The organism is Faecalibacterium prausnitzii (assembly GCF_049532945.1).
In the GTDB taxonomy this organism is placed as follows: Bacteria; Bacillota; Clostridia; order Oscillospirales; family Ruminococcaceae; genus Faecalibacterium; species Faecalibacterium prausnitzii_N.
The window spans coordinates 192,855-218,681 of the sequence record NZ_CP186691.1; the positions used below are offsets into that span (position 1 = coordinate 192,855).

The following is a 25,827-nucleotide window of genomic DNA, read 5'->3' on the forward strand; positions in this document are numbered from 1 at the left end:
ATAATCAAATGTATTATTTGATTTTATCACGAATCCGTGATTTTATCAAGTGTAAATGTAATTTTATATATGATAACGGTCATATAATTGCGTAATATATACCTTGTTATAAGTGGTTGCATACTTCACCGGCTCCCTGGCATTGCTGGCCGGGTGCCATGCGTAGGCAATCAGGTATTCCCTTGCTCGTCGAAAAAGATGTAGGTGTTTTCTGATGTTTGGTAGGACCTGTTTTCATGAACACCTTCTGCTTTCCGAATTTTTCTTCATCTCTTGAAATAGAAAAGCATGGCAATTTTTGAGCAGGGAGAACCCGGACGACACCACTGTTCATCCGGGTTGCTCCCATTTTGCGGTTCTACACGGGAATCAGCGGATTTCTTCTCTGGCCACCATTTTAGACCGCTTCCGGCCAAACAAATGCCATAGATCATGCCGGTCAATCACCGCTTCATAGCCGCGGAGCTTATCCCGAAGTTTCCTATTTTCATGCTCCAGTTCGTTGGTGTGCAGCTTTCCACGGATTGACTTATACTCTACCAATTCAGCGGTCAGTGCCGTTACCTTGGATGTTAGCTCGGAGATCAGCTTGTTGGCAGCATCCAGCATCTTTTGTAGGTGTCGTTCTTTCTTCTCCTGTATCACATACTTCTTTGCCGCAGCTGCCAGGTTTTCATATTCGGAACAATCCAGCATAACTTTTAAGGAAAACGGAACGGCATGAGGTTCTATTTGCTCCACTTCCTGAACCGCAATCTGCTGTTTTTGAATCTTCTCAATCTTCTTTTCCAGAGAAGCTGCCTGCTGTTTTTTTTGCTGCGTTTGTGCGGTGAGTTGTTCCAATCGCTCCTGTTCCCGTTCCACCTTGAACTGTGTCACGGTCAAATGTTCCTCGGAACTGCCCCGTTCTCCACGCTCCACATCCGTATATCCTGCGTTGCTCATAGCTTTGAAAAAATCATCTTGAAGAACGCTGTAAGACTTACGCAGCACCGGCTTTCCATTCTTTTGGAGAATGGGCGCTCCCTGTTCGTCCAATGCCGGTTTAGACAGCCATTTTTTACTGCTGCTCACCTGTATAATCGTTTCTTTGACGGTTCCCACAAGTGATTTATCTTTGCACCTCTTGGACCAGAGGATCTGCTTCTCCACAACCGGAACATAGACCACATGGAGATGATAATGGAATACATCCCGCCCCAGTGCTTCGGACATGGCCCGGTTACGCTCATCAGCGTGCATAACAGCGGAGAGAATATACTGTTCGCCGCCAACGATCTCTATGGCAGCTTTGTAAGCGTCCTCATAAAATTGCTTGGCAAACTCATACCCACCATGGTTATAGAAGTAGGCGGAGTTTACATCAAAAATCAATTCCCCGTAAAGGTTGGCGTCTGATTTCAGACCACGGGTGGAGATTACACCGTCTTTTTCCATCTGAGCAAACATCTCTGCATATCCGGCGGTAGGTTTCTTAAAATGAATGTTCTGAGGGGTGTGTTCTGGTATAATATCTGGGTTGGTATAGGATCCCTTTTCTCGTTCGTTGTGCCGCTGGGCATTTCCGATTTTGGCGGCAGTCAAGTTTACGTTTCTTGCACTGGTACGGTCAATCCCGTCGTTTCTCGCCATAGAGCTCCTTTCACGTTTGTACGGCCTGCGGGCCGGGCGCACTTCCTGCGGAAGTGTAATAACCCACTATGATACTTTCATCCTGCGGCTGCAAAGTATCGTGGGCTCTCCGAGGGGGATGCGGCTCCTGCGGGAGCCCCCTAGCTTGTGTGTGCTATCCACACAGCAAGTCAGGTGTGGTCGGCATCCTTGCTCTTGTAAGCAATCCTGCCGCCCACGGTTCGGGAAAATCCACCGGATTCTCCCGAATCATCCATCTCCAAATCTGCGGATTTTTCGATGGGGACGGTGATGCGATACCAGAGTGCAACTCTGTGCAGGAAATGCAATAAATGCAGATAATTGCGGTTTCATGCGGCGGGGTTCACAATGATTTTCACATCGGCTGGTCTGCCCACCGACTGGCGTTCCGGTTCTTCCAACCGGATGTATCCATGTCCCTCCAACAGTTCCAGTGTCGGAAAAATCTCCTCCGTTTTCTTGAAGAACTTTCCTCGACACATCTGAAAAAGCTCAGAACGCTTGATCACCGATACGTTCTTCTTTTTCAGCTTTGCCAAGACAAATTTGGCTTTCTGGATGGTTAAGTCAGTGCCCATCATGGAATAGGCGTAGGTGGAATGAGCCAGAAAATATTTTCCGATCTGAATCGCCCTGCTCATCGTAGAAGCTGCCACTTCTGTTTTGTCATCTTCCATATCAGCACAGTGCAACAATCCCGCAATCCGGAGCACGGCACCGATATATTTGCTTGCCCAATCGGAAATTGCCTGTCCCTCGCCAACCAGAAACTTCTCATGTTCCTGAAAGTAATCGGCCATCAGATCAAAGGCTTTTTCGGAAAGGTGTACCGTCTGGGCATTTCCAGCAATCGGCAGAGCCATCAGGCGAAAAATCAAGCTGCGATAAACGGCGGTTATTTCGGGCGGAATCGGCTGGGTACGAAAGACCCGGCTGCCAATTCTGGATGGTGGAGACGCATACAGGAAGCGGGCAATTAAGCCACGTCCGGTCATGGTGGTATTGGACATGATTTCATCCAGCACACTGGGCTGAATAGAGAGGATAGCCGACAGTGCCGGGTGCATGATGCACTCTGCTTCACGGGTCATTCGATCCACATAAATGGCATCTCCACAATGACCTTTCAGCCAGACATCAATGTTGGATTTGTTGGAATACCGTCCGGCCATGATGTCAAAGATACCGCCCTCGGTGGAAATCACGGAGAATACTCCGTTGTTGGCCGCCATCAAGCTGGTCAGAGCTTCACTGGAACAATCGTCCGCAAAAAAGCGAACCGGCTTTAGTTCTGGAATTTCTTCCAGCTGCTCCTGAAGTTGCCGCAGCTCCAACTCCATTTCCCGGCTTTCCTTGCGCTCCAGCTTCTTTTGCAGACCGGAGATCTGGCGCTCCATAGATTCCCGCTGCAAATGGTTTTCCCGTATTTCCATGCTGTGCGCCTTGTTATATTCCTGCTCATACTCATAGAGGAATGTGGTCATATCCCGCATGACGCTGGACTTTCGCTCCCCCGGTGCGGCGATCACCACTGTGTACAAGCTCAAAGGCTCACAGTATCCCGGCGTTCCCTCTATCTTGTATTTTCCCTGTAAGCAGATAGCCAGCACACCCAGGCTGATCACCGCTGCCATGTCCGGGGCAGTCTGACTGTGTTCAGCTACCGCACTCACATAATTCCGAACCACATCCGGGAGAGCATCTACCGGAAATGCAGGCAGGTCACTCCACTGTGGAGTCAGCGGAACAATAGGTTGAAAAACCAGTGACGACTCCGCTTTTGGCGTGTAAATCTCCCGGCAATGCTCGATTGCTTTCTGAATGGTGATTGCACCATACGTTGTGCCGGATTGCTGCCGGTCCCATTTATCCCTCATCAATCCCGACTGCCGGAACATAGTGTCCATCTTGGCAGCATCCCGTCCTGTCCAAAAGGCGAGATGACTGCACAACGCCAGATCTGCCTCTGATGGGGACAAATATCCCTCCAATGAACCATTCCAAAGGGCTGTGAATGCTGCCCCATTCTTACTGCTTTTTGCCAGTTGCAGAAGCTGCTCCATGCTTAAATCAGAGTTTTTGGCATTTATTGCATTTTCTGCGCCTACCTCCGGCCTGCGCATGAACTTGTCCAGTAACACTTGCAGCTCCTGGGTCCGGTCACCATACTCATAATCCTCACAGCGGTTTCCGGTCACGGTGACATATTTGTTGGTTGCTCCCGCCACGTACACCTCAATTCCAGCCTGGTGGTTCATAATATAAAATCGTTTGGTATCATACTGAAACCCTTTTGCCAAAAGAGAATGTGAAGACCGTTTCCGCTGGGGCTGTACTCGGTATAGCTGTGCATTAAGGCCACAATTTCTGCGGCGGTCTGGGTGTAATAGCCGCTGTCCGAAACGCAGTTGTCCAGGTCAATCGCACAGATGCCGTTGAAAATTCCAATTCCAATGCCATCATATCCGCTTGCCTGTACTGCTGTTTTATAAGGTACGAAGCTGGAAGGATCGTTGCTTTTCGCTCCCAGACCGGTTTGCGGCTGGTATGGCACCTTCGTTTTCCTCTCATTCCGTTCCTCATACTTCCAGCAGCAGAACAGACCATTTTGTATGATGCTGTCTGGTAAAGCTGTCAAATTCTATTCCTCCTTAAATAATTATTGAATTTGGCAGCTGCCGTGTTATAATATCCTTGCTGAGTGATAGTCACACGGCAGCTGCCGTTTGTACTGTCCGTCAAGAGTTCTCATCTGCCAGGATGAGGGCTCTTTTTTATGCGATTTCCGGTTGGAAGTATCCAATTTCCTCCCACACCTTTCTGTCGGGGCAGTAGTAGTTGTACTCGTTAGAGTTTTCCAGCTTGATCGCATAGCCGAATTTCAGGATTCCCTGCTGCAAACCAATGCGCACATACTGGGCATCCTTGTGCATGGCGACTGCAATCTCGGTGATGGGGACATTGCGTCCAGTGAAGGGCGGCAGTTCGACATAAACTTTCTTCTCCATGTGAATGACCTCCTTATTGCTAATATGCGAATTATTAGTTCGCATTTTGATTATAAGCCATCCAAGACCGCTTGTCAACGCTAAATACGAAAAAATTATTCGTATTACGACCTTGTAATTCGCACGGCTTCGTGTTACAATACAAACGAGGTGATGACAATGCACAGCAACCCGGCTGAAATTGGCGAGAGAATCAAGGCAGCCCGCAAGGCCGCTCACTTGAGCCAAACGGAGCTGGCACAGCGTCTGGACAAGACGATGCGCACAGTTCAAAAATACGAAAGCGGTGAAATTGAGCCATCCATAGCGATGATCAATGCCATCGCCAAAATCTTAAACATATCTCCGGCAGACCTGATTGGCTACCAGAAACCTGAAATCCAGCTAGACAGCCTGTCTGATGTAATTGCGGTTCTTTACCAATTAAACAAGAAGGCCGGTATTCGGTTCGAAATCGATGTCCAGCGCCCGCCCCATAGCGAAGAATGGTCCTGCTCCCTGAAATTCAAGGGAAATGACCACTCCGCAGAAATGAATGATTCCCTGTGCCTGATTTTGGAAGAGTTCCGGGACGAGCGTGAAAAGCTGGAAACCTATTGGACCGATCAAGAATCCTTTGACCGCTGGATTGAAAAAGAACTGGCTTACTACGCAGGTGCCAAGTTGCAGGACAAGGAAGTGGAAGCTCTCTCCGATTTGGAGCGCATTCAGCGGCGCAACGAACTGGATCAGCAGATGCTGGAGAAAATGAAAAAGGCCGCCGAAGAAAACGGCGACCAGAAATAACGGTGGGTGTTACATACCCCTGTCAAATTTAATTTGAAAACGCTGGGAGAAAGGAAGTTTGAGATTTTTTGAGATTACCCAACGGATATGGAAGCGTAAAGAAAATGTCCGGAAAGCGAAGAAGACCCTATGCAGTGAGTAAAACCGTAGGGTGGCATGTTAACCCAGAAACAGGCAAGTCCGTTCAAGAACAAATCACCATCGGCTATGCAGCAACCAGAGCAGAGGGGCTGCAAATGTTGGCAGAGTATAACAACAACCCCTTTGACATCAAGGCATCCAAAGCCATCTTCCAGGAGGTCTATGAACGCTGGTCAAAGGAGAAGTTTCCCACCATCTCCAAGTCAAATGTAAAAGGCTATGAGGCATCCTATCGGGTATGCGGAACACTTTACAACAAGGTATTTCGGGATATTCGGCTGATGGACCTCCAATTCGTGGTGGACACCTGCGGGAAGAATTACCCCACTTTGAAAAAACTCAAGGGGCTGTTCAACCAACTGTACGCCTACGCCATGAAAAACGACATCTGCAACAAGGATTACTCCGAGTTTGTAGATTTGAGCCGGTACAAGGATAAGAACCCCAACAAGCGTGACCGGAACAAATTCACAAAGGAGCAGATTGCCCGCCTGTGGGAGCTTACAGAGGACCCGTACTATCAGATCGTGCTGATGCTGATCTACAACGGTTGCCGCATCTCGGAGTTCCTCGACTTAAAGAAGGAAAACGTACATTTGGAAGAACAGTACTTTGATGTGATCGCCAGCAAAACCGAAAATGGCCTGCGTAAAGTTCCTATTGCCGACAAGATGCTGCCATTCTACAAAGCATGGTACGAAGGTTCTCAGTGTGAATACCTGCTCCACACGCCGGATCAAAAGCACTTTGATTACAGGAACTACTACGACAGTTACTTCACGCCCCTGATGGAGCAGCTTGGATATGACCAGACGCCGCACTGTACCCGGCATACCTGCATCTCCATGCTGACAGAGGCCCATGTAGACCAAACCATGATCAAGAAGATTGTGGGACACTCCGGTGCCATGACGCTCACCGAACGTGTCTACACCCACCTGGATATTGAAACACTGGTGGAGGCAATCAACAAGATCTAAACGGAAGAAGGAAAAGCCGTGCAGCACAAAAAAGCAGGAGATGCACTCCTTGCGGAATGATCTCCTGCTTCATAAGGCTTTTTTCGCTTGCGATTCTTGTTCCTTGTGTGCTCCTTGCTTGCTTCTTACGAAGCAAAACGGACCACTTTCGAGGACCACGCACAGCTCCAAAAGTACTGAATTTTCCTGCAAATCGACGTCGTGAGACGTACTGAGAAGTAGGGTAAATCAGCGCTTGCTGAACTGAGGTGCACGACGGGCAGCCTTCAGACCATACTTCTTACGTTCCTTCATACGAGGATCGCGGGTCAGGAAGCCTTCCTTCTTCAGAGCAGCACGGTTCTCCTCGTTCTGCTGCAGCAGAGCGCGGCTCAGGCCGTGGCGGATAGCGCCAGCCTGACCGGAAACACCGCCGCCGGAAACGCGGACGACGACATCGTACTTGCCCTCCAGGCCCAGCAGGACCAGCGGAGAACGGACGATCAGCTTCAGGGTCTCCAGACCAAAGTAGTTGTCGATATCACGATCGTTGATGGTGATCTTGCCAGTGCCGGTGTAAACACGAACGCGGGCAACGGAATCCTTACGACGACCAGTGCCGTAGAAATAAGGTTTGGTTTCGTACATGTTCGATTGCCTCCTTCTTAGAACTCGATCTTCTCGGGCTTCTGAGCTGCGTGAGCGTGCTCGGCACCCTGGTAGCAGTGCAGGCGGGTCAGAGCCTTAGCACCGATGGTGTTGGAAGGGATCATGCCCTTGACAGCGTAGGTCATGGCCAGATCGCTGTGCTCAGCCATCAGCTTGCTGTACTGGACCTTCTTCAGGCCGCCGATGTACTTGCTGTGGGTGATGTGGAACTTCTGCTCAGCCTTCTTGCCGGTCAGAACAGCCTGATCGCAGTTGATGACAACAACGAAATCGCCGCAGTCCACGTTGGGGGTATAATCGACCTTCTGCTTGCCGCGCAGCAGAACAGCGGCCTCAGCAGCGACGTGGCCCAGGCTCTTGCCGGCAGCGTCGAGCAGGTACCACTTGCGCTCGACTTCAGCGGGCTTCACGAGAGTAGTGCTCATATCTATTTCCTCCTGATAAGCTTTTTGTACGTTTCAGGCGCCTTTCTGGGGCGCGAGTGTCAGTATACATCATAAAAAGGTGCCTGTCAACAGCATTTTTTGATTTTTTCGGCGCAAACTTTTCATTCTCTCGTTTTCGCTTGAAATCTCTTGAAATCTCGTTATTTCAGATTTTGGATTTTTCAACTGATTTTTTGCCGCTGCGGGCGGATTTCTGGGGCGGGGCGCTACAATTTTGCCCGGAGATGTGCTATACTATATTTGATATTGTAAAAAGGAGACGATTCCATGCCGAAGAACATTCACACGCAGGACTCTTCCCAGCAGCGGGCATCCCGGCTGCTGCTCGCCATGGGCGTGATCGTGCTGGTCGGTGCGCTGGCTTACTTTGTGCTGACGCTGGTCGTCAACCGCCGCACTCCGGCAGCCCCTGACACCCACTACACCGCCGACAATGGCATCGTGCTGGACTACGAAAGCGCCGTCTGGCCCGTGTGCGAGATGACCGAGGACGACACCCTCGGCCACGCCCTCAAGCTGGCCTCCGGCACCGACAGCGACAACGCGAACTATCAGATCGTGCTGTTCCAGCGGGGAGACGCCTCGACCTACGAGGATTACATCGGCCAGTCGGAATCCGACCTGAAGAGCGCCTACGGCGTCATCAGCCCGCGCAAGGTCAAGATCCAGATCGAGGGGGCCACCGTCACCGCCGTGCGCTGCGACATCCAGGCCTATTATGCAGTCCTTGCCACCGTGGAATACGACAGCGGCGATGTGGTCTATGTTTCGGGCCTGACCAAGCTGGCCTCCATCAGTGATATCGTGAATCTTGTAGAGAGCGTTTCCCTGACCTGAGGGCCGCTCACAGAAAAGGAAGGGATCTTCCATGCCGACAACCACCTTTGAAAAACACGTCTGGGCCGAGATCGACCTCGATGCCCTGCGGCATAACTTCCGGGCCGTCAAAGCCCGGGCCGGTGACCTGCCGCTGTGCGCGGTGGTCAAGGCCGACAGCTATGGCCACGGCGCTGTGCAGTGTGCCCGCGTTTTTGCGCAGGAGGGTGCAGCATGGCTGGCAGTGAGCTGCCTGACCGAGGCCGTGCAGCTGCGTCAGGACGGGCAGACTCTGCCCATCCTTATTTTGGGCCATGTTCAGCCGGAGTACGCCTCCGCCCTCATCGAGCAGCACATCACCGCCGCCTGCTACTCGCTGCCGCAGGCAAAGGCCCTGAGCGCTGCCGCCGAACGGGCGGGCGGGACCGTGGACATCCACCTCAAGGCAGATACCGGCATGGGCCGCATCGGCTTTGCCCTGCGCACCGATTTTGACCGGGCCATCGCCGAGATGCTGGAGGCCTGTACCCTACCCGGCCTGCGGATGACCGGCCTGTTCCAGCACTTCTCGGTGGCCGACGACACCGATGCCGGGAACGTCGCCTACACCGAGGAGCAGTACCAGCTCTTTCTCCGCGCCTACCGCGCCTTAAAGGCTGCCGGGCAGGAGCCACCGCTCGTCCACTGCGACAACTCCGCCGGGGTCATGCTCCATCCCGACTGGCCCAGCAGCGCGGTCTCCGTGCCCTGCATGGCGCGGCCCGGCATCATCCTCTACGGCTACGACCCCAGCGACGAGGTGCGCTTTGGGCAGTTCCGGCCGGTGATGACCCTCAAGACCGTGGTGAGCATGGTCAAGGAAATGCAGCCCGGTCAGAGCGCCAGCTATGGCCGCCGCTTCACCGCCGATAAGCCCACGCTGGTGGCCACCCTGTGCACCGGTTATGCGGACGGTTATCCCCGCCAGCTGAGCTGCGGCAAGGGCATCGTGGAGATCCACGGCAAGGCCTGCCCGGTGCTGGGCCGCGTGTGCATGGACCAGATGATGGTGGATGTCACCGCCGTGCCCGATGTGCAGGAGGGCGACGAAGCCATCCTGTGGGGCGGCAGCGTCAGTGATACTGCCGAGACCATCGCCCGCAAGACCGACACCATTTCCTACGAGGTGCTGTGCGGCGTGTCCCGCCGCGTGCCCCGCGTCTACCTCGAGCACGGCCGGATCATCGCCGTGGAGAACTGGATCTTATCATAAATCGAACACCCACTATTTTCCGTTGGAGGAACACATGGCAAGAGACAATATCCGCAATTTCTGTATCATTGCACACATCGACCACGGCAAATCCACCCTGTCGGACCGTATTCTGGAGCTGACCAAGAGTGTGGACGAGCGCACCATGGAAGACCAGATTTTGGACAACATGGACATTGAGCGCGAGCGCGGCATCACCATCAAGGCCCGCGCTGTCACCATGAACTATACCGCCAAGGACGGCAAGACCTACGAGTTCAACCTCATCGATACCCCGGGCCACGTGGACTTTGCCTACGAGGTCAGCCGCAGTCTGGCCGCCTGCGAGGGTGCCATCCTTGTGGTGGATGCCACCCAGGGTGTGGAAGCTCAGACGCTGGCCAACACCTACATGGCGCTGGAGCATGATCTGGAATTGGTGCCCATCCTGAATAAGATCGACCTGCCCAGCGCCCACCCGGACGAGGTGGCGCAGGAGGTGGAGGACGTGATCGGCCTGCCCTGTCTGGATGCGCCCCGCGTCTCTGCCAAGACCGGCCTGAATGTGGATCAGGTGCTGGAGCGTGTCGTCACCAACATTCCTGCTCCCACCGGCGACCCGGATGCCCCGCTGAAGGCGCTGATCTTCGACAGCATCTACGACAGCTACAAGGGCGTTATCGTCTATATCCGTGTGTTTGAGGGCACCGTGAAGCCCGGCGATACCATCCGCATGATGGCCACCGGCGCGGAGTTCACGCTGGTAGAAGTGGGCCACATGGGTGCTACCAACCTTTCTCCCTGTGCCCAGCTGCAGGCTGGTGAGGTCGGCTATCTGACCGCCAGCATCAAGACCGTGCAGGACACCCGCGTGGGCGATACCGTCACGCTGGCCAATAATCCCACCGCCGAAGCACTGCCCGGCTACCGTCAGGTCAAGCCCATGGTGTTCTGCGGCATCTACCCCGCCGACGGTGCCAAGTACCCCGACCTGAAGGATGCACTGGAAAAGCTGCAGCTGAACGACGCCTCCCTCACCTTTGAGCTGGAGACCAGCGCCGCGCTGGGCTTCGGTTTCCGCTGCGGCTTCCTTGGCCTGCTGCACATGGAGATCATCACCGAGCGGTTGGAACGGGAATTTGATCTGGATATCATCACCACCACCCCCAGCGTGCGCTACCGCCTTACCCTGACCGACGGCACTGTGGAGATGATCGACAATCCTTCCAGCTACCCCGACCCCTCCAACATCGTCAAGCAGGAAGAGCCTTTTGTGGATGTTCACCTGTACACCCCCAACGACTATGTGGGCGGCCTGATGGATCTGTGCCAGAACAAGCGCGGCGTGCTGATCGACATGAAGTATCTGGACGATGTGCGGGTGGATCTGCACTATGCTCTGCCGCTGGGCGAGATCGTGTACGACTTCTTTGATGCCATCAAGAGCCGCAGCCGGGGCTACGCCAGCTACGATTACGAGTTTAAGGAGTACCGCGAGAGCGACCTTGTCAAGCTGGACTTCCTGCTCAATGGCGACCCTGTGGACGCGCTGTCCATGATCGTGTTCCGCGATAACGCCTATGCCAAGGGCCGCCGCATCTGCGAAAAGCTGCGGGATAACATCCCCCGCAACCTGTTCGAGATCCCGGTACAGGCTGCCATCGGCGGAAAGATCATTGCCCGTGAGACAGTCAAAGCCATGCGCAAGGACGTGCTTGCCAAGTGCTACGGCGGCGACATCTCCCGCAAAAAGAAGCTGCTGGAAAAGCAGAAGGAAGGCAAAAAGAAGATGCGTCAGCTGGGCAGCGTTTCCCTGCCCAGTGAAGCCTTTACCGCTGTGCTCAAGTTGGACAGCGACGACGATTAAACATTCCCATCGCATCCCATAGACAGCAAAGACCCCCTGTGCAGCATCCCGTCCTGCACAGGGGGTCTTATCGTTTGTCCGTTACTGTCCAAACTCCTTCAGGCACTTCTTGATGCCTTTCAGAGAAGAGATGACGATCATGCCATAGCCGTATGCCTGATACAGCTCATTGATGCAGGCCATCGTGACCATGAGCACCTCCCAGGCGGCCTTGAGGTAGGGCTTGGCCGGGCGGAGGGTGTTTTTGACTGCGGTGACGGTGTTTTCGAACCAGGCGGGGGCACCGCCACAGATGGATTCCAGCTCCTCCTGCGGGATCGCTGCGCACTGGGCGGGCAGTTTCAGTTTTTGTTCCATTCCAGTCCCTTTCACATTGCAAGGCCTACTGCGACCAGCACCAGCATGCCGCCCACGATCAAAATCGTGCCCTTATGGCGTTCCAGAATGCCCGCAGCGGTGTCAGCCGGAGCCGTCGGCTCGGTGGGCACCTGGTCGATGGGGCTCCACTGCGCGTAGACGGTGGCCTCTTCGCCGGAGAACACAGTCTCACCCGCGACGATGGCGCTGCCGCCCACGATGTCGGTGAACCAGCCGTTGAAGGTGTAGCCCTCCATGGTGGGGGTGGGCAGGCTGGACAGCTTGCCGTCGGCATTGGTACGCTCCACCACCGAGATGCCGGTGCCGCCGCAGGTGTCAAAATAGACGATGACCTTTCCGTCGTTCTCGCTCTCGTCCAGCGGCTGGGCAGCCAGCGCCGCCGGAGCCAGCACACACAGTGCTGCGATGCACAGCAGTACGGCGAGCCTCTGTTTTACTCGTTTCATTGCACTTCCTCTTTTTGAGGCGTCGTTCAGACGCTATACCCTTGCGCCTCGATGACCTCCACGACCTGCGACACGTACTTCTGGCAGGTGTCGTGATCGGGAGCTTCCACCATTACACGCACAACAGGTTCCGTGCCGGACTCGCGCACCAGAATGCGGCCGGTATCGCCCAGCGCCTCAGCCACTGCCTTGACGGCAGCCTGCACAGCGGCATCGTCCTGCGCCGCCTTCTTGTCGGTCACACGAACATTTTCCAGAACCTGCGGGTAGATCTTCAGGGGCTCAGCCAGCTTGCTCATGGGCATCTTCTTCGCCAGCATGACTTCCATCATCTTCAGACTGGTCAGGATGCCATCGCCGGTGCTGGCGTACTGGCTGAAGATGATGTGGCCGCTCTGCTCACCACCGATGCGGCAGCCGTTCTTGGCCATGTACTCGTAAACATACTTATCACCGACGGCGGTCTTGGCGTAGCCGATGCCCTTTTCGTCAAAGGCCTTGTACAGACCGAAGTTGGACATCACGGTCGTGACGACGGTATTGTTCATCAGCTCGCCGTGTTCCTGCAGGTAGCAGCCATAGATGTACAGGATGTGGTCGCCGGTGATGACATTGCCCTTCTCGTCCACGCACAGGCAGCGGTCGGCGTCGCCGTCGTAGGCAAAGCCGACATCGAGATGATTCTCGACCACGAACTTCTGCAGGCCCTCGATGTGGGTGGAACCGGCATTGTTGTTGATGTTCAGGCCGTTCGGCTTGTTGTTGATGACATAGGTGTCGGCACCCAGTGCATCGAACACAGACTTCGCGATGTTCCAGCTGGAACCGTTGGCGCAGTCCAGGCCGACCTTGATCCCCTTGAAGGAGTAGATGCCCAGGCTGATGAGGTAGCCCATGTAGCGGTTGCGGCCAGCCACATAGTCCACCGTGCAGCCGATGTGCTCACGGTGAGCAAAAGGCAGCTCCGGCCAGTCCTGATCGAAGACGTGGAGCTTGCCGTCGATGTAATCCTCGACCAGCAGCAGGGTCTCTTCGGGCATCTTCTCGCCGTAGCAGTCGATGAGCTTGATGCCGTTGTCGTAGAACGGGTTGTGGCTGGCCGAGATCATGATGCCGCAGTCGAAGTCGTCCACGCGGGCGATGTAGGCCACAGAGGGCGTCGTGGTGACGTGCAGCAGGTAAGCGTTTGCGCCGGAGGCAGTCAAACCAGCAACCAGACTGTACTCAAACATGTAGGAGCTGCGGCGGGTGTCCTTGCCGATGACGATGCGGGCAGGCTCGTTGTTGCCGTTGCGCTCGCGGAGCTTGTTGTAATACCAGCCGAGGAAGCGGCCCACCTTGTAGGCGTGGTCAGCGGTCAGCGTGATCCCAGCTTCGCCGCGGAAGCCATCGGTTCCAAAATATTTTCCCATAATGATCCTTCCTTTTTCGTTCTATATAAAATCAGCATTCGTTCTGCAAGATCGTTCTGCACCTTATATCATAACATATTGACGCGGAAGTTTCCATCCTGAATTTGGATTTTCCCAAAAGCAGTGGAAACCTTCCAGAGCATTCAATAAATTTCATTCTTTCGACATGATCTTGCAAATTTTCACAGATTCCCTATTTTTTCTTGACCTGAACCGCAAAACTGTGTAGAATGAAAGATACCTCAGAGCACCGCAGGGCTTGTCGGTGCTCCTCTACAACAGACAAAGGAATGGACAATTATGCGGATCGCAATGCTCGGCCACAAGCGTGTCCCCTCCCACGAGGGCGGCATCGAGGTCGTTGTTGAAGAGCTGGCCGCGCGGATGGTCGAAAAGGGGCATCAGGTCACCTGTTTCAACCGTACCGGCCAGCACGTCAGCGGAAAAGAATATGAAGTGCAAAAGCTGGACGAATACCGCGGCATTCGCATCCGCCATGTACCCACACTGGACAAAAAAGGGCTTGCGGCCGTTACATCCAGCTTTTTTGCCAGCCTTGCGGCGGCGCTCGGCCCTTACGATGTCGTGCACGTCCATGCCGAAGGCCCGGCCGCTTTCTGCTGGCTGCCCCGGCTGTTCGGCAAGCGGGTCGTCCTGACGGTCCATGGGCTGGACTGGGCGCGGGACAAGTGGAAGGGCAGCTTCGGCTCCTGGTACATCCACTTCGGCGAGAAGGTCGGTGCCCGGTTCGCGCACGAGATCATCGTGCTCAACCACAGCAACCAGACCTATTTCCGCGACACCTATCACCGCGAGACCCACTACATCCCCAACGGCGTCAACCGCCCGGCGTATGCCCCGCCGGAGCTCATCCGGGAACGGTTCGGGCTGGAATACGGTTCCTACCTGCTGTTTCTGGGCCGTCTGGTGCCGGAAAAGGGCTGCCACCATCTGTGCGAAGCCTTCAGGCGGCTCAAGACCGACAAAAAGCTGGTCATTGCGGGCGGCGTGTCCGACTCCGGCGATTACATGAACACCCTGAAGGCTCTGGCCGCCGGCGATGACCGCATCCTCTTCACCGACTTCGTGGACGGCGCGCTGCGGGATGAGCTGTTCAGCAACGCCTATCTGTTCGTTCTGCCCAGCGACCTGGAGGGAATGCCCCTCTCCCTGCTGGAGGCCATGAGCTACGGCAACTGTGTGCTGGTATCGGACATTGAGGAATGCACCAACGTCATCCATGACCGGGGGATCACCTTCCGCAAGGGCGACGTGAACGATCTGGAAGCCAAGCTGCGCTATGCCATCGAGCACCCCAACGCAGTCCGGATGTTCAAGCGGCTCTCCTCAGATTACATCTGCGACCGCTTTCAGTGGGACAAGGTCGTGGATGCGACCCTGAAGCTCTACCAAACAACCTGAACCATCTCAGGCCCACCGGCAGCGCCGGTGGGCCTGTTCGTTTTTCAGCCCCGGCTCTCCACCATCTCCTCGATGACACGGAGGAAGTCGCGGCCATAGTGGGCGGCTTTCTTTTCGCCCACGCCGGTGATGTTCAGCAGCTCGTCAAGGCTGAGCGGCTTTTTCCGGGCCATCTCGCGCAGGGTGGCATCGTTGAAGATCATGTAGGCGGGCACCTTCTGCTTTGCCGCCAGCCGCTTGCGCAGAGCGTACAGCGCGCCCAGCAGCGCTTCGTCCGCTTCGCTCAGAGGCACATCGTCTGCATTGCGGCGGCGGCCGCCAGCCAGACGTCTGGCGCTGGCAGCGGCCCGTTCTCTGGCCTGCGCCGCCTGCTGCTCCACCTGTTCTGCCGCCTGTTCGGCCAGCAGGCAGTTGGAGCAGTTGCCGCATTTCTTTGGTGCAGCTTCGCCGAAGTAATGCAGCAGAAATCCCCGCAGACAGTCCTGCGTGGTGGAATAGAAGGTCATGTACTTGAGCCGCTCCTCCGCCTTGCGGGCCGCTTCGGCCTTTACATCGGCGGGCAGGCCGTTGTCTGCCTCCATCTCCTTTTCAATAAAGAAGCGGATGGTGCGCACATCGGTGCCGGAATAGAGCAGCGTGCACCGGGCGGGCTGTCCATCGCGGCCTGCACGGCCTGCTTCCTGATAATAACTTTCCACATCCTTGGGCATATTGTAGTGGATTACGAACCGCACGTTGGGCTTGTCGATGCCCATGCCGAAGGCATTGGTGGCTACCATGATCTGCACCCGGTCGTAGAGGAAATCGTCCTGATTCTTCCGCCGGGTATCCGCGTCCAGCTTGGCATGGTAGGCCGCAGCCCGGATACCGCGGCTCTGCAGCAGGCGGGCAGTCTCATCCACCTGCCGGGTGGTGCTGCAATAAATGATGCCCGCATGGTCCCGCTCCCTGAGCACCAGTTCCAGCAGAACGCGGGGCTTCTGGCTGGGCAGGGCGCGCCGGGTCTCAAAATAGAGGTTGGGCCGGTCAAAGCTGGTGGTCACCTCGTAGGGGTCTTTCAGTTCGAGGCAGCTCCGGATATCGTCCCGGACGTGGGCCGTAGCCGTCGCTGTGAACGCCCCGATGACCGGGCGCCTGGGCAGGCTGTCCACAAAGGCTTTGATGCGCAGGTAGCTGGGCCGGAAGTCCTGTCCCCACTGGCTGATGCAGTGGGCCTCGTCCACCGTCACCATGCTGATCTCCCGCTCCTGTGCAAACCGCTGGAAGCCGGGCATTTCCAGCCGCTCCGGTGCCACATAGATGATCTTGTACCAGCCTTCCCGGGCGCGGCGCAGCATCAGGGCCTTCTGGTTATCGTTCAGGCTGTTGTTCAGAAACGCCGCCGCCACGCCCGCCTGCACCAGTGCCCCCACCTGATCCTTCATCAGGCTGACCAGCGGCGACACCACGATGGTGATGCCCGGCAAAAGCAGCGCCGGCACCTGATAGCAGATGGATTTACCCGCACCGGTGGGCATCACCGCCAGTACATCCTGCCCGGCAAGCAGGCGGCTGACGATCTCCTCCTGCCCGGGGCGGAAGCTGTCGTAGCCAAATACCTTTTTTAAGATCGAGTGCGGGTTTTCCATGGGTTCCTCCGTATCATAGAATAGGTTTTTTTCTGCGCAATGTCTTCAAAACCATATCAGTATACCACAAAAGCCGGGCTTTTGCGCAGGTGCAGAGCCGTTTTTTTGGCAAAAAGCACGAAATGTCAAAGGTAATTTTTTTGCAAATGATAGCTTTTCAGGCGCGAAAATGATATAATAGGAGCACATAACTCCATGTCCGGCGTTTTTTGTGCGCCGACTGTTGATAGAAAAAGGAGCAATCATCTTATGCAGCAGAAACTCATCACCTTCGCCGTTCCGTGCTACAACTCGGCGGCATATATGCGCCATTGCATCGAGACCCTGCTTTCTGCCGGAGAGCAGGCCGAGATCATCCTTGTGGACGACGGTTCCGTGAAGGACGATACCCCCGCCATCTGCGACGAGTACGCCGCCAAATATCCCACCATCGTCAAGACCATCCATCAGGAAAATGGCGGCCACGGCGAGGGTGTGAATCAGGGCATCCGCAACGCCACAGGCCTGTACTATAAGGTAGTGGACAGCGACGACTGGCTGGACACCGACGCCCTGAAAAAGGTTCTGGCCCGCCTGACCACTCTGGTGGCCCGCGGCACCGCGCCGGACATGATGATCTGCAACTATGTGTACGAGCATGTGGAGGACAACACCACCCTGACCGTGCGCTACACCAACGTGTTCCCCCAGAACCGCCTGTTCAACTGGACCCATGTGGGCCACTTCCGCCCGGACCAGAACATCCTGATGCACTCGGTGATGTACCGCACCGAGGTGCTGCGCAAGTGCGGCATGGTGCTGCCCAAGCACACCTTCTATGTGGACAACATTTTTGTCTACCAGCCCCTGCCCTATGTCAAGAGCATGTACTACATGGATCTGGATCTGTACCGCTACTTCATCGGCCGTGCCGACCAGAGCGTGAACGAGAGCATCATGGTCAAGCGGGTGGATCAGCAGCTGCGGGTCACCCGGCACATGATCGACTGTCAGGACCTCGACGCCCTCAAGAACGAAAAGCGCCTGCGCGCCTATATGCTGCACTACCTTTCCACGATGATGGCTGTGAGCGACATCTTCCTGCTGCTGGACGGCAGCGACGAGGCGCAGGCCAAGAAGGCCGGCCTGTGGAAGTACCTCAAGGAGAACACCAAACCTGATGTCTACCGCGCCATTCGCTACAGCTTCGGCGGCATCACCAACCTGAACTTCCCCAAGGGCGACGCCATCGTGGTGGGCGCTTACCGCATCGCACAGAAGATCTTCAAATTCAATTGAGACAATTCTTGTCGCATTTTTTGCACAAATGTTTCCAAAACCGGGCTGCTGTCGTTTTCAGCAGCCCGGTTTTTGCTTGCATCCCAGCACGTTAAGAAAACTTCAGATTTGAAGTAGATGAACTGTTGTTGCTTTTTTGCTTACAATGGAGTATAATTTTTAGGCATCATTTCAACGCGCAGCGCCCGGCGGCCCGGCATCCGCCCCGCTTGCAGCACATTCAAAGGAAGGATCGGGGAGCCGAGCGGTAAAACGCGCTCCCGCAATGAACATGGAACAATTACTCATCTGTCTGTCCCTCGCATTGATCGCGGGGCTTCTGATGTCCCGGCTGGCCAAGGTCGCCCACCTGCCCGCTGTGACGTCGTATCTGGTGGCGGGCCTGCTGCTGGGGCCTTTCTTTCTGGGGCGTCTCGGCCTGAGCGGCTGGGGCATCGGCTTCGGGAGCCTGGCTCAGGTGGAGAGCTACGGCCTCATCACCCAGGTGGCGCTGGGCTTCATTGCCTTTGTCATCGGCAACGAATTTCGTCTGACCACGCTGGAAAGCATGGGCCGGCAGGCCATCACGGTCGGCATCCTGCAGGCCGTCGTCACCACCGCACTGGTGGATCTCGCGCTGGTCGTCCTGCACCTGCTCCGCCCGGATGTCATCTCCATGGCCTCGGCCATCACGCTGGGTGCGATCGCAGCGGCCACGGCCCCGGCCGCGACTCTGATGGTCGTCAAGCAGTACAAGGCCAACGGCCCGCTGACCCACCTGCTGCTGATGGTCGTCGCCATCGACGACGCCGTCGGCCTCGTCCTCTTCTCTGCCTCTTTCGGCGTGGCGAACGCGCTGGAGCAGGGCCGCATCGACCCTCTCGGCGTCATCGTGGAGCCGCTGGTGGAGATCGTCCTCTCGCTGGGGCTGGGTGCGCTGGCCGGTTTTGTGCTCAACCAGCTGGAGATCTACTTCCACTCCCGCTCCAAGCGCATGAGCCTTTCGGTGGCTTTCGTTCTGCTGACGGTCGGCCTCTCCATGGTCACCTTCCAGATCGGACCGGTGCACTGCGGCTTTTCGCTGCTGCTGGTCTGTATGATGACCGGCACCGTCTTCTGCAACATCTGCCCCACGTCCGATGAGCTGATGGACCGTCTGGACCGCTGGGTCTCGCCGGTCAACATCCTGTTCTTCGTGCTCAGCGGTGCCGAGCTGGACCTGAACATCCTCTCGAATCCGCTGGTGCTCCTCATCGGCGTGGTGTACATCGCATCCCGTTCACTGGGCAAGATCTCCGGCTCTTACTTCAGCTGCCGCGCCACCCGCTGCAGCGACAACATCCAGAAGTATCTCGGCATCACTCTGCTGCCCCAGGCCGGTGTTGCACTGGGCATGGCGGCCGAAGCCGCCGAGCTCTCCGACGGCCACATGGTGCGGAACGTCGTGCTCTTCTCGGTTCTCGTGTATGAGCTGGTCGGCCCGACCCTGACCAAGATCAGCCTGACCGCGGCGGGTGAGATCGAGCCGGAAGGCCGCACCAGCGCCCGCACGGCCAACAAACCCGAAGCTCCGGTCACACTGGACTGATAAACTGGACTGACAAAAAGACCTCTCCGAACACAGCCGGAGAGGTCTTTTTTCAGTAATCCGTTTGACAGCCGAGCAGGAACTTCATGTACGCGAAGGTCCGCTCCTGGCCGAGGTCACGCACCATTTTCAGCAGTTCTTCCAGCAGAGCGCGGGTCTCCGGGTGGAGCAGGTAGTGGGTCTTGCTGCGCTCGTAGTATTCCCACGGGGAAGCGTCCGTGTACTTGTCGCCCAGATAGATCTGGCTGGCAGCCACGCGGTCGCACACCATTTCGCACACATAGCGCAGGGGCATCTTCATGCCGGCAAGGCCCACCTTCCGGGTGCTGTAGTCGATCCAGTATTCCAGATGGTGCTTGTTGCGGCCCTTGTGGTGCAGCCACGCGGAGGAATAGCCCCGCGCCAGACGTTCCGCTTCGTTGGGGCTGTGGTCACCCTGATAATAGATGCAGCCCGGTATGAACTCGGTAGGGCTGTACTTGCTCAGGTCGTGGGCAAGGCCCTGCTCATAGAGCCCGCAGGCAAAGCAGTATTTCATCACCAGCAGCTTGTGCCGGGTGATGGTCTCAAAATGGCCCTTGATGTTCATGCTTCGCCTCCGCGAAAACGTACGGTCACCGTTCCCTCTTTCAGCCCGCGCAGATCATTGCTTTCGGAAAAATCCTCCCGGTCCATGGTCAGGTTGGGGTTGTAGTAGGGGTCGTGCAGGATATCCTCTTTGCCGTGGATGGCATAGAGCCGCTGCTGTTCCGCCGCGAACCGCGCCGCCTTGGCCGGGTCTTTTTCGTCGCCGCCGCGGCTCTTGCTCTCGTAATGGGTCAGCTGAGCATAGGGTGTCCACGCAATGCGGTATCCTGCATCCCGCACCCGCAGGCAGAAATCCACATCGTTGAAGGCCACCGCAAAGGCTTCGTCCAGACCGCCCACTTCGTCCCACACGCTGGTCTTTACCAGCAGGCAGGCACCGGTGACGGCGGAAAAGTCCTGCACCGTTGCAGCGCGGAACATGTAGCCACTGCCGCCCTTCTGCTTATACTTGTGGCTGTGGCCCGCATAGCCGCCCAGACCTGTGATGACGCCCGCATGCTGCAGCGTATCGTCCGGATAATAGAGCATGGCACCGCAGATGGCGGCACCGCCCTTGTGGGCGCACTGCCGCAGCAGTTCGGTGAGCCAGTCTCCGTTCAGGACTTCCACGTCGTTGTTCAGCAGCAGCAGGTACTCGCCCGCAGCCGCTTTCCGGCCAAAGTTGTTGATGCCGGAGAAGTTGAAGCCCTTCTGCGGGTAGTTGACCACCTGCAGGCCGTCGTAGCGCTGCTTTGCCGGGCTTCCTTGTAATAGGTAAAGGTGGCCGGGTCGGTGGAGTTGTTCTCGATGACGATAACCTCAAAGTTCTCCCAGCTGGTTTTGGTCCAGATGCTGTGCAGGCACTTTTCCAGATCGTCGGTGTGGTCCTTGTTCGGGATGAGGATGCTTACCTTCGGATCGCCCACGATATCCCACTTCACCCGGTAGGTACTGGGGAACAGGCCATCCTCCACGGTGCCGGTGCGTCCGGTGCGGGCCAGATGGTCGGCCAGCGCCTTTTTGGCTGCTGCCGCCACATAGGGCTTGGCATCGGTGCCGCCGGAGGTGGAGCCTGCGTGCACCCGCCAGTAGTACAGCACCTGCGGCACATGGGCCGCACCGCTGGTCTTTTCCACAAGGCGCAGAAACAGGTCGTGGTCCTGACTGCCGTCGCACTCCGGCCGCTCCCCGCCGATCTCATCCCACAGCGCCTTTTGGAACACCGCCAAGTGGCAGATGTAGTTGCAGCACAGCAGGTAGTCCGGGGCGTAATCCGGCTTGAAGTGGGCCACCATGGGCCTCTGGATGCTCTTGGAAAAGAGTGCTTCGTCGCTGTAGAGGAAGCCGTCCGGCTCGCCCTGCGCCCGCAGCTGCAGAATGGCTTTGCCCATGGTGTACATGGCGTGGGGCGCAAGGATATCATCGTGGTCGGCAAGGGCCAGATATTCCCCTGTGGCAAGCTCTGCCGCAGCATTGGTGTTGGCCGCGATGCCCTTGTTTTCGATCTTTCTGTATACGATGCGTTGATTCTTTGTCTGATATTCCTTTACGATGCGCTTCACATCGGCATGTTCTGCATCGGAAGCATCCGCAAGGCAGAGCTGACCATTGGGGGCCGTCTGGTTCACAAAGGAATCCAGAAATTCCCGCAGGTATTTTTCTGGTGTATTATACAGCGGGGTCAGGATGCTGATGGTGGGCAGGCCGCAGTCTGCCGCCGTTTTGCCGGTCATTTCAGCCCGCTGGGCTTCCAGCACCTTTTTGGCGGGCAGATAACGGGCACGCTTGCCAAAGCAGCGGCGCTTGACAAAGCCCGCGCCCCGTTTGAGCATGGTGGGCAGGCCCTCGTCCTTCGTCAGCTGCACCGCATAGCCTGCCAGTTCTCTGGCACGTTTCAGTCGTACATTCATATCAGGCCTCGCCGCGCTGCGTTGCCTTGTAGGCCGCGCAAACCGTTGCCGTATCGCCATTCATTTTCAGGTGGCCGTGGCTCAGCCATGCCACCTTGCTGCACATGCGCTCGATCTGCTCAATGGAGTGAGACACCAGAATGACCGTGGTGCCGCCCGCCATCAGCTCCTGCATCCGCTTTTCGCACTTCTGCTGGAACAGGAAATCGCCCACCGAAAGCACCTCGTCCGCAATGAGGATATCGGGCTTGGTGATGGTGGCAATGGCAAAGCCGATGCGGGCCACCATGCCGGAGGAGTAGTTCTTGAGCGGCACATCCAGAAAGTTCTGCAGCTCGCTGAACTCCACGATCTCATCAAACTTTTCGTCCAGATACTTGGGCGAGAAGCCCAGCACCGTGCCGTTCAGATAGATGTTCTCGCGGGCAGTCAGGTCCATATCAAAGCCCGCGCCCAGCTCGATGAGCGGGGCGATGGAGCCGCGGACCGTCACCTTGCCCTTGCTGGGCTTGTACACGCCCGCAATGGTCTTGAGCAGGGTGGACTTGCCCGAGCCGTTCAGGCCCACAAGACCATAGAAATCGCCGGGCATGATGTCCAGACTCACATCCTTGAGGGCGTAAAATTCATCGTACTGCAGGCGGCCCTGCACCATGGCCAGAAAATACTCTTTCAGGCTCTCATGCTTTTCCTTGGAGAGGTTGAAGCACATGGAAACATTGTCCACTTTGATGATCGGTTCCATTGTTCTTCCTCCTTAAATATGCAGCACAAAGCGGTCCTGCGTTTTGCGGAACACCCACACGCCCACCAGCATGGAGAGCACGGCGCAGCAGCCGCACACCGCGAACATGTTGAAATCCAGCGGGATGCCCCACATCACGGTACGGCGGAAGCCTGTGATGTACCAGTACATGGGATTCAGCTTGATGATCTGCTGCATGTTGAACCCGCCGATGGAAAAGGTCATCTGGGTGGGGTCGTAGAAGATGGCGGAAAAATACAGCAATGCGGTGATGAACACGCTCCAGATGTGCATGATATCCCGGAAGAACACGGTAGCCGCTGCCAGAAGCAGGCCCACGCCCAGACTGAAGAAGAACAGCGTCACCAGCGGGTAGACCGCCTCAATGAGGGTCAGGTGGAAGGGTGCACCGGTAAAGATCATGACCAGCAGCAGCGCCACAAAGCTGAACACGCAGTTCACCATGGCAAAGCAGCACTTTTCCAGCGGGAAGATATACTTGGGGATATACACCTTTTTGAGCAGGGGCGCAGCGCCCAGCACACTGCTCATGCCGGTGGAGGTGGCCTCGTTGAAGAAGTTGAACAGCAGCTGGCCGCACATCAGGAACACGGCAAAGTTGTCGATGCCGCTGCCGCGCATGTCCATCAGACTGCTGAACACGGCCCAGTACACAAGGCACATGAGCAGCGGGTTCAGAACGCTCCACACCACGCCCAGCACGCTGCGGCGGTATTTGAGCTTGAAGTCACGGCTGACGAGGTTCCACAGCAGATAGCGGTAGCACCAGAAGCCGTTCCACATTGCTTTGAATTTTGCCACAGGCGATCACCACTTTTCAAAATATTCAAACTTCTGTGCAGCAAAGGGCTCGTGCAGCTTGTCCTTTGCGCTGGTCTTGTGATCGCAGCCGCAGTCCGGCCACTGCACGTTCACGGTGGGGTCATCGTAGGGGATGCCGCCCTCGCTGGTGGGGTCGTACACATCGGTGCACTTGTAGCAGAACTCTGCCACATCGCTCAGCACCAGAAAACCGTGTGCAAAGCCCTCCGGGATGTAGAACATCTTCTTGTTCTCCTCGGACAGGGTCACGCCCACCCACTTACCGAAGGTGGCGCTGTGGGGGCGGCAGTCCACGGCCACATCAAACACCTCGCCCTTGGTCACGCGCACCAGCTTGCCCTGCGTGTGGTTCTTCTGGAAGTGCAGGCCGCGCAGCACGCCGCGGGTGGAGCGGCTCTGGTTGTCCTGCACGAATTCCTTATCGATGCCGGCTTCGGCAAACTGATCCTTCTGATAGGTCTCCATAAAATAGCCGCGGTCGTCGCCGAACACCTGCGGCTCAATGACCACAACACCGGGGATCTCGGTCTGAGTAAACGTAAACTTGCCCATAATTGTTTCCTCTCTGTTTTCTTTTTTGAAAAATATCGTTTTGGTTTTATTTGGAAAAGCCTTGACGGCTTTTGCGCATAAATGAAAGGGTTCCGTTTCACGGTTGCCGGAACGTTATCCTTCGTACAACCTCTCCGTCACCTGCGGTGACACCTCTCCTGGTAGGAGAGGCCTTGGCATGAGCATTCAGTGTTTGCTTCCTGGCTTTCGCTTTTTCTTTTTTGCCTGCATGCGGATGACTGCAAACACCACCACGGCGGCCAGCACGGTGCTGCCCAGCGAGATGGCGATGAGCCCGCCTGCGGTCTTTTTCAGGCTGCGGGAGGCCGGGAGCGAAACATCTGCGTTGGCCGCCACGACCTCTTCCAGCCCCTCGATCTTCGCCTTGACACGGACACTGGCCGTCTCCTGCAATCCACCGCCCTGAATGGTATACACCGCATACGCCTCCGGGTCAACCCCCAAAATATAGCGTTCGGGCAATTCCAGACTCACCGAAACGTTTTCGGCAGTCAGGCCGTTGGCCAGCAGCAGCCGCACGCCGGGGTCGGAGACGGTCACGGTGCCCATGGCATCGCCGCCGCCCACGACCTCCAGCTGCGCCGTCACGCCCTGCGCCGGGATCTCGGTGTAGCCGGTAAAGGTGCTGAACGCATAATCCAGCAGGGTGCGCATATCGTTGTATTTATCAGTGCTCAGCTCGCTCTGCATGGTCACGCAGATGAGCCGGACGCCGTTCTGCTCCGCCAGACAGGCGTAGCTGTAGCGGGCCGTGTTGGTATAACCGAGCTTGGAACCCAGAATGGACGAGATGTAGTACCGGCTGGACGCCACCCGCATTTTATCCTGCTGGTGGAAGTAGCGGGTCACGGGCTGGATGTTGGTGGGGTCCATGGTGTACATCTCATTGCGGGTGAAGAGGGTCTCGAACCCTGGCTGGGTCAGCGCCCAGCGCAGGATCTGCGCCATGTCGTAGCAGCTGGTGTAGTGGTCCTCGTCGCTGATGCCATGGGGGTTGGAAAAGTGGGTGTGCGCAAGGCCCAGTTCCTTCACCTTTGCGTTCATCGCGGCCACGCCGTCGGCGATGGTTCCGCCGCCAAAGTATTCGGCCAACAGGTTCGCGCCGTCGTTGGCACTGGCCATCTGGGTGGCATACAGCGCATCCGTCAGGGGGACTTCTTCGCCTTCAAGCAGGGCGATGTGGCTGGAATCGGTGCCTGCCAGCGAGTACACATCCTCGTGGCTCACGGTCAGCTTTGTATCCTCCCAGTTTCCCTGCGCCTTTTCGCAGGCAAGGCCCAGCGTCATCACCTTGGTGATGGATGCCGGGTGCAGCTCTTCGTTCATATTCTGCTGTGCCAGCACAAGGCCGGTGTCTGCATCGATGATGCAGTAGGCTTCGGTGGTGGTCAGTGCCGGGGCAGCGGCCGCCGCGCCGGGCACAAGGGCCGTCAGCAGGCAGAGCAGCACCGCACACAGCACGGCGATCTGTTTTTTCATCTG

Annotated in this window: 24 protein-coding genes and 1 pseudogene; 8 read left to right on the plus strand and 17 right to left on the minus strand. The window is 56.5% G+C overall.

Features of this window, described 5'->3' with window-relative positions; genetic code table 11:
- Nucleotides 1-106: 106 nt before the first annotated feature.
- The 5 genes from ACNQFG_RS00900 to ACNQFG_RS00920 form a co-directional block, all read right to left on the minus strand.
- Nucleotides 107-334 carry a hypothetical protein gene (locus tag ACNQFG_RS00900; protein ID WP_423405665.1) on the minus strand — a complete coding sequence of 76 codons (228 nt, stop codon included), beginning with the start codon at nucleotides 332-334 and terminating at the stop codon, nucleotides 107-109.
- A 35-nt stretch (nucleotides 335-369) separates the two neighbouring features.
- Nucleotides 370-1,632, minus strand: a complete 1,263-nt coding sequence (locus ACNQFG_RS00905) for a plasmid recombination protein (RefSeq protein WP_423405666.1) — start codon at nucleotides 1,630-1,632, stop codon at nucleotides 370-372.
- Nucleotides 1,633-1,982: 350 nt separating this feature from the next.
- Nucleotides 1,983-3,911: a DUF3987 domain-containing protein gene (locus tag ACNQFG_RS00910; protein WP_423405667.1), complete on the minus strand. Its 1,929-nt coding sequence runs from the start codon at nucleotides 3,909-3,911 to the stop codon at nucleotides 1,983-1,985.
- Entirely contained in the window at nucleotides 3,908-4,291 is a 384-nt protein-coding gene (locus ACNQFG_RS00915; RefSeq protein WP_423405668.1) for a hypothetical protein, read from the minus strand. The genes ACNQFG_RS00910 and ACNQFG_RS00915 overlap by 4 nt, the downstream gene beginning before the upstream one ends.
- 136 nt (nucleotides 4,292-4,427) lie before the next feature.
- Nucleotides 4,428-4,661, minus strand: a complete 234-nt coding sequence (locus ACNQFG_RS00920) for a hypothetical protein (RefSeq protein ID WP_118657895.1) — start codon at nucleotides 4,659-4,661, stop codon at nucleotides 4,428-4,430.
- Nucleotides 4,662-4,820: 159 nt separating this feature from the next.
- Here ACNQFG_RS00920 and ACNQFG_RS00925 point away from each other — a divergent pair, with 159 nt between their 5' ends.
- Together ACNQFG_RS00925 and ACNQFG_RS00930 are read left to right on the plus strand one after the other, a co-directional pair.
- A complete protein-coding gene (locus tag ACNQFG_RS00925) occupies nucleotides 4,821-5,447 on the plus strand; it encodes a helix-turn-helix domain-containing protein (RefSeq protein WP_423405669.1) in 627 nt (208 codons plus the stop codon).
- A gap of 236 nt (nucleotides 5,448-5,683) precedes the next feature.
- Nucleotides 5,684-6,568: a tyrosine-type recombinase/integrase gene (locus tag ACNQFG_RS00930; RefSeq protein WP_423405670.1), complete on the plus strand. Its 885-nt coding sequence runs from the start codon at nucleotides 5,684-5,686 to the stop codon at nucleotides 6,566-6,568.
- A 228-nt stretch (nucleotides 6,569-6,796) separates the two neighbouring features.
- Here ACNQFG_RS00930 and rpsI read toward each other — a convergent pair whose 3' ends face one another.
- Nucleotides 6,797-7,195 carry a 30S ribosomal protein S9 gene (gene rpsI / locus ACNQFG_RS00935; RefSeq protein WP_005938160.1) on the minus strand — a complete coding sequence of 133 codons (399 nt, stop codon included), beginning with the start codon at nucleotides 7,193-7,195 and terminating at the stop codon, nucleotides 6,797-6,799.
- 17 nt (nucleotides 7,196-7,212) lie between these two features.
- Nucleotides 7,213-7,641 carry a 50S ribosomal protein L13 gene (gene rplM, locus ACNQFG_RS00940; RefSeq protein ID WP_005938158.1) on the minus strand — a complete coding sequence of 143 codons (429 nt, stop codon included), beginning with the start codon at nucleotides 7,639-7,641 and terminating at the stop codon, nucleotides 7,213-7,215.
- Between the two features lie 288 nt (nucleotides 7,642-7,929).
- Between rplM and ACNQFG_RS00945 the strand changes: the two genes are divergently transcribed.
- From ACNQFG_RS00945 to lepA, 3 genes are read left to right on the plus strand one after another with little or no spacing between them, the layout of a single operon-like run.
- Complete coding sequence (locus ACNQFG_RS00945) at nucleotides 7,930-8,499, plus strand: hypothetical protein (RefSeq protein WP_207685813.1); 570 nt, start codon at nucleotides 7,930-7,932, stop codon at nucleotides 8,497-8,499.
- A gap of 31 nt (nucleotides 8,500-8,530) precedes the next feature.
- Nucleotides 8,531-9,730 carry an alanine racemase gene (gene alr, locus ACNQFG_RS00950; protein ID WP_423405671.1) on the plus strand — a complete coding sequence of 400 codons (1,200 nt, stop codon included), beginning with the start codon at nucleotides 8,531-8,533 and terminating at the stop codon, nucleotides 9,728-9,730.
- A 34-nt stretch (nucleotides 9,731-9,764) separates the two neighbouring features.
- Complete coding sequence (lepA, locus tag ACNQFG_RS00955) at nucleotides 9,765-11,576, plus strand: translation elongation factor 4 (protein WP_423405672.1); 1,812 nt, start codon at nucleotides 9,765-9,767, stop codon at nucleotides 11,574-11,576.
- 81 nt (nucleotides 11,577-11,657) lie between these two features.
- On the opposite strand, the gene ACNQFG_RS00960 is transcribed toward lepA, so the two are convergent.
- The 3 genes from ACNQFG_RS00960 to glmM are packed head-to-tail and all read right to left on the minus strand — an operon-like array spanning nucleotide 11,658 to nucleotide 13,812.
- Nucleotides 11,658-11,933, minus strand: coding sequence for a hypothetical protein (locus tag ACNQFG_RS00960; RefSeq protein ID WP_118552354.1), 276 nt, complete (start codon nucleotides 11,931-11,933; stop codon nucleotides 11,658-11,660).
- Nucleotides 11,934-11,944: 11 nt separating this feature from the next.
- Complete coding sequence (locus tag ACNQFG_RS00965) at nucleotides 11,945-12,400, minus strand: InlB B-repeat-containing protein (protein WP_423405673.1); 456 nt, start codon at nucleotides 12,398-12,400, stop codon at nucleotides 11,945-11,947.
- Nucleotides 12,401-12,426: 26 nt separating this feature from the next.
- The gene (gene glmM, locus ACNQFG_RS00970) at nucleotides 12,427-13,812 is read right to left on the minus strand and encodes a phosphoglucosamine mutase (RefSeq protein WP_423405674.1); all 1,386 of its coding nucleotides are present in this window, start codon (nucleotides 13,810-13,812) and stop codon (nucleotides 12,427-12,429) included.
- Nucleotides 13,813-14,112: 300 nt separating this feature from the next.
- On the opposite strand from glmM, the gene ACNQFG_RS00975 reads away from it, so the two are divergent.
- On the plus strand, nucleotides 14,113-15,234 hold the full coding sequence (locus ACNQFG_RS00975; RefSeq protein WP_423405675.1) for a glycosyltransferase family 4 protein: 1,122 nt from the start codon (nucleotides 14,113-14,115) through the stop codon (nucleotides 15,232-15,234).
- Between the two features lie 44 nt (nucleotides 15,235-15,278).
- Here the strand turns inward: ACNQFG_RS00975 and ACNQFG_RS00980 are convergent, their stop codons facing one another.
- Nucleotides 15,279-16,862, minus strand: coding sequence for a RecQ family ATP-dependent DNA helicase (locus ACNQFG_RS00980; RefSeq protein WP_423405676.1), 1,584 nt, complete (start codon nucleotides 16,860-16,862; stop codon nucleotides 15,279-15,281).
- 249 nt (nucleotides 16,863-17,111) lie between these two features.
- On the opposite strand from ACNQFG_RS00980, the gene ACNQFG_RS00985 reads away from it, so the two are divergent.
- Complete coding sequence (locus ACNQFG_RS00985) at nucleotides 17,112-18,140, plus strand: glycosyltransferase family 2 protein (protein ID WP_423405677.1); 1,029 nt, start codon at nucleotides 17,112-17,114, stop codon at nucleotides 18,138-18,140.
- Nucleotides 18,141-18,411: 271 nt separating this feature from the next.
- Entirely contained in the window at nucleotides 18,412-19,707 is a 1,296-nt protein-coding gene (locus ACNQFG_RS00990; RefSeq protein ID WP_423405678.1) for a cation:proton antiporter, read from the plus strand.
- Between the two features lie 52 nt (nucleotides 19,708-19,759).
- Here the strand turns inward: ACNQFG_RS00990 and ACNQFG_RS00995 are convergent, their stop codons facing one another.
- From ACNQFG_RS00995 to ACNQFG_RS01020, 6 genes and pseudogenes are all read right to left on the minus strand, one after another.
- On the minus strand, nucleotides 19,760-20,296 hold the full coding sequence (locus tag ACNQFG_RS00995; protein WP_423405679.1) for a DUF5662 family protein: 537 nt from the start codon (nucleotides 20,294-20,296) through the stop codon (nucleotides 19,760-19,762).
- A pseudogene (locus tag ACNQFG_RS01000) lies at nucleotides 20,293-22,184 on the minus strand (glycosyltransferase family 2 protein). The gene ACNQFG_RS00995 and the pseudogene ACNQFG_RS01000 overlap by 4 nt, the downstream one beginning before the upstream one ends.
- Nucleotide 22,185: 1 nt before the next feature.
- The gene (locus ACNQFG_RS01005) at nucleotides 22,186-22,929 is read right to left on the minus strand and encodes an ABC transporter ATP-binding protein (protein WP_005943870.1); all 744 of its coding nucleotides are present in this window, start codon (nucleotides 22,927-22,929) and stop codon (nucleotides 22,186-22,188) included.
- A 12-nt stretch (nucleotides 22,930-22,941) separates the two neighbouring features.
- Nucleotides 22,942-23,751, minus strand: a complete 810-nt coding sequence (locus ACNQFG_RS01010) for an ABC transporter permease (protein WP_223388262.1) — start codon at nucleotides 23,749-23,751, stop codon at nucleotides 22,942-22,944.
- Between the two features lie 6 nt (nucleotides 23,752-23,757).
- A complete protein-coding gene (rfbC, locus tag ACNQFG_RS01015; protein ID WP_423405680.1) occupies nucleotides 23,758-24,324 on the minus strand; it encodes a dTDP-4-dehydrorhamnose 3,5-epimerase in 567 nt (188 codons plus the stop codon).
- A 186-nt stretch (nucleotides 24,325-24,510) separates the two neighbouring features.
- The gene (locus ACNQFG_RS01020) at nucleotides 24,511-25,824 is read right to left on the minus strand and encodes a D-alanyl-D-alanine carboxypeptidase family protein (protein ID WP_423405681.1); all 1,314 of its coding nucleotides are present in this window, start codon (nucleotides 25,822-25,824) and stop codon (nucleotides 24,511-24,513) included.
- Nucleotides 25,825-25,827 lie beyond the last annotated feature (3 nt).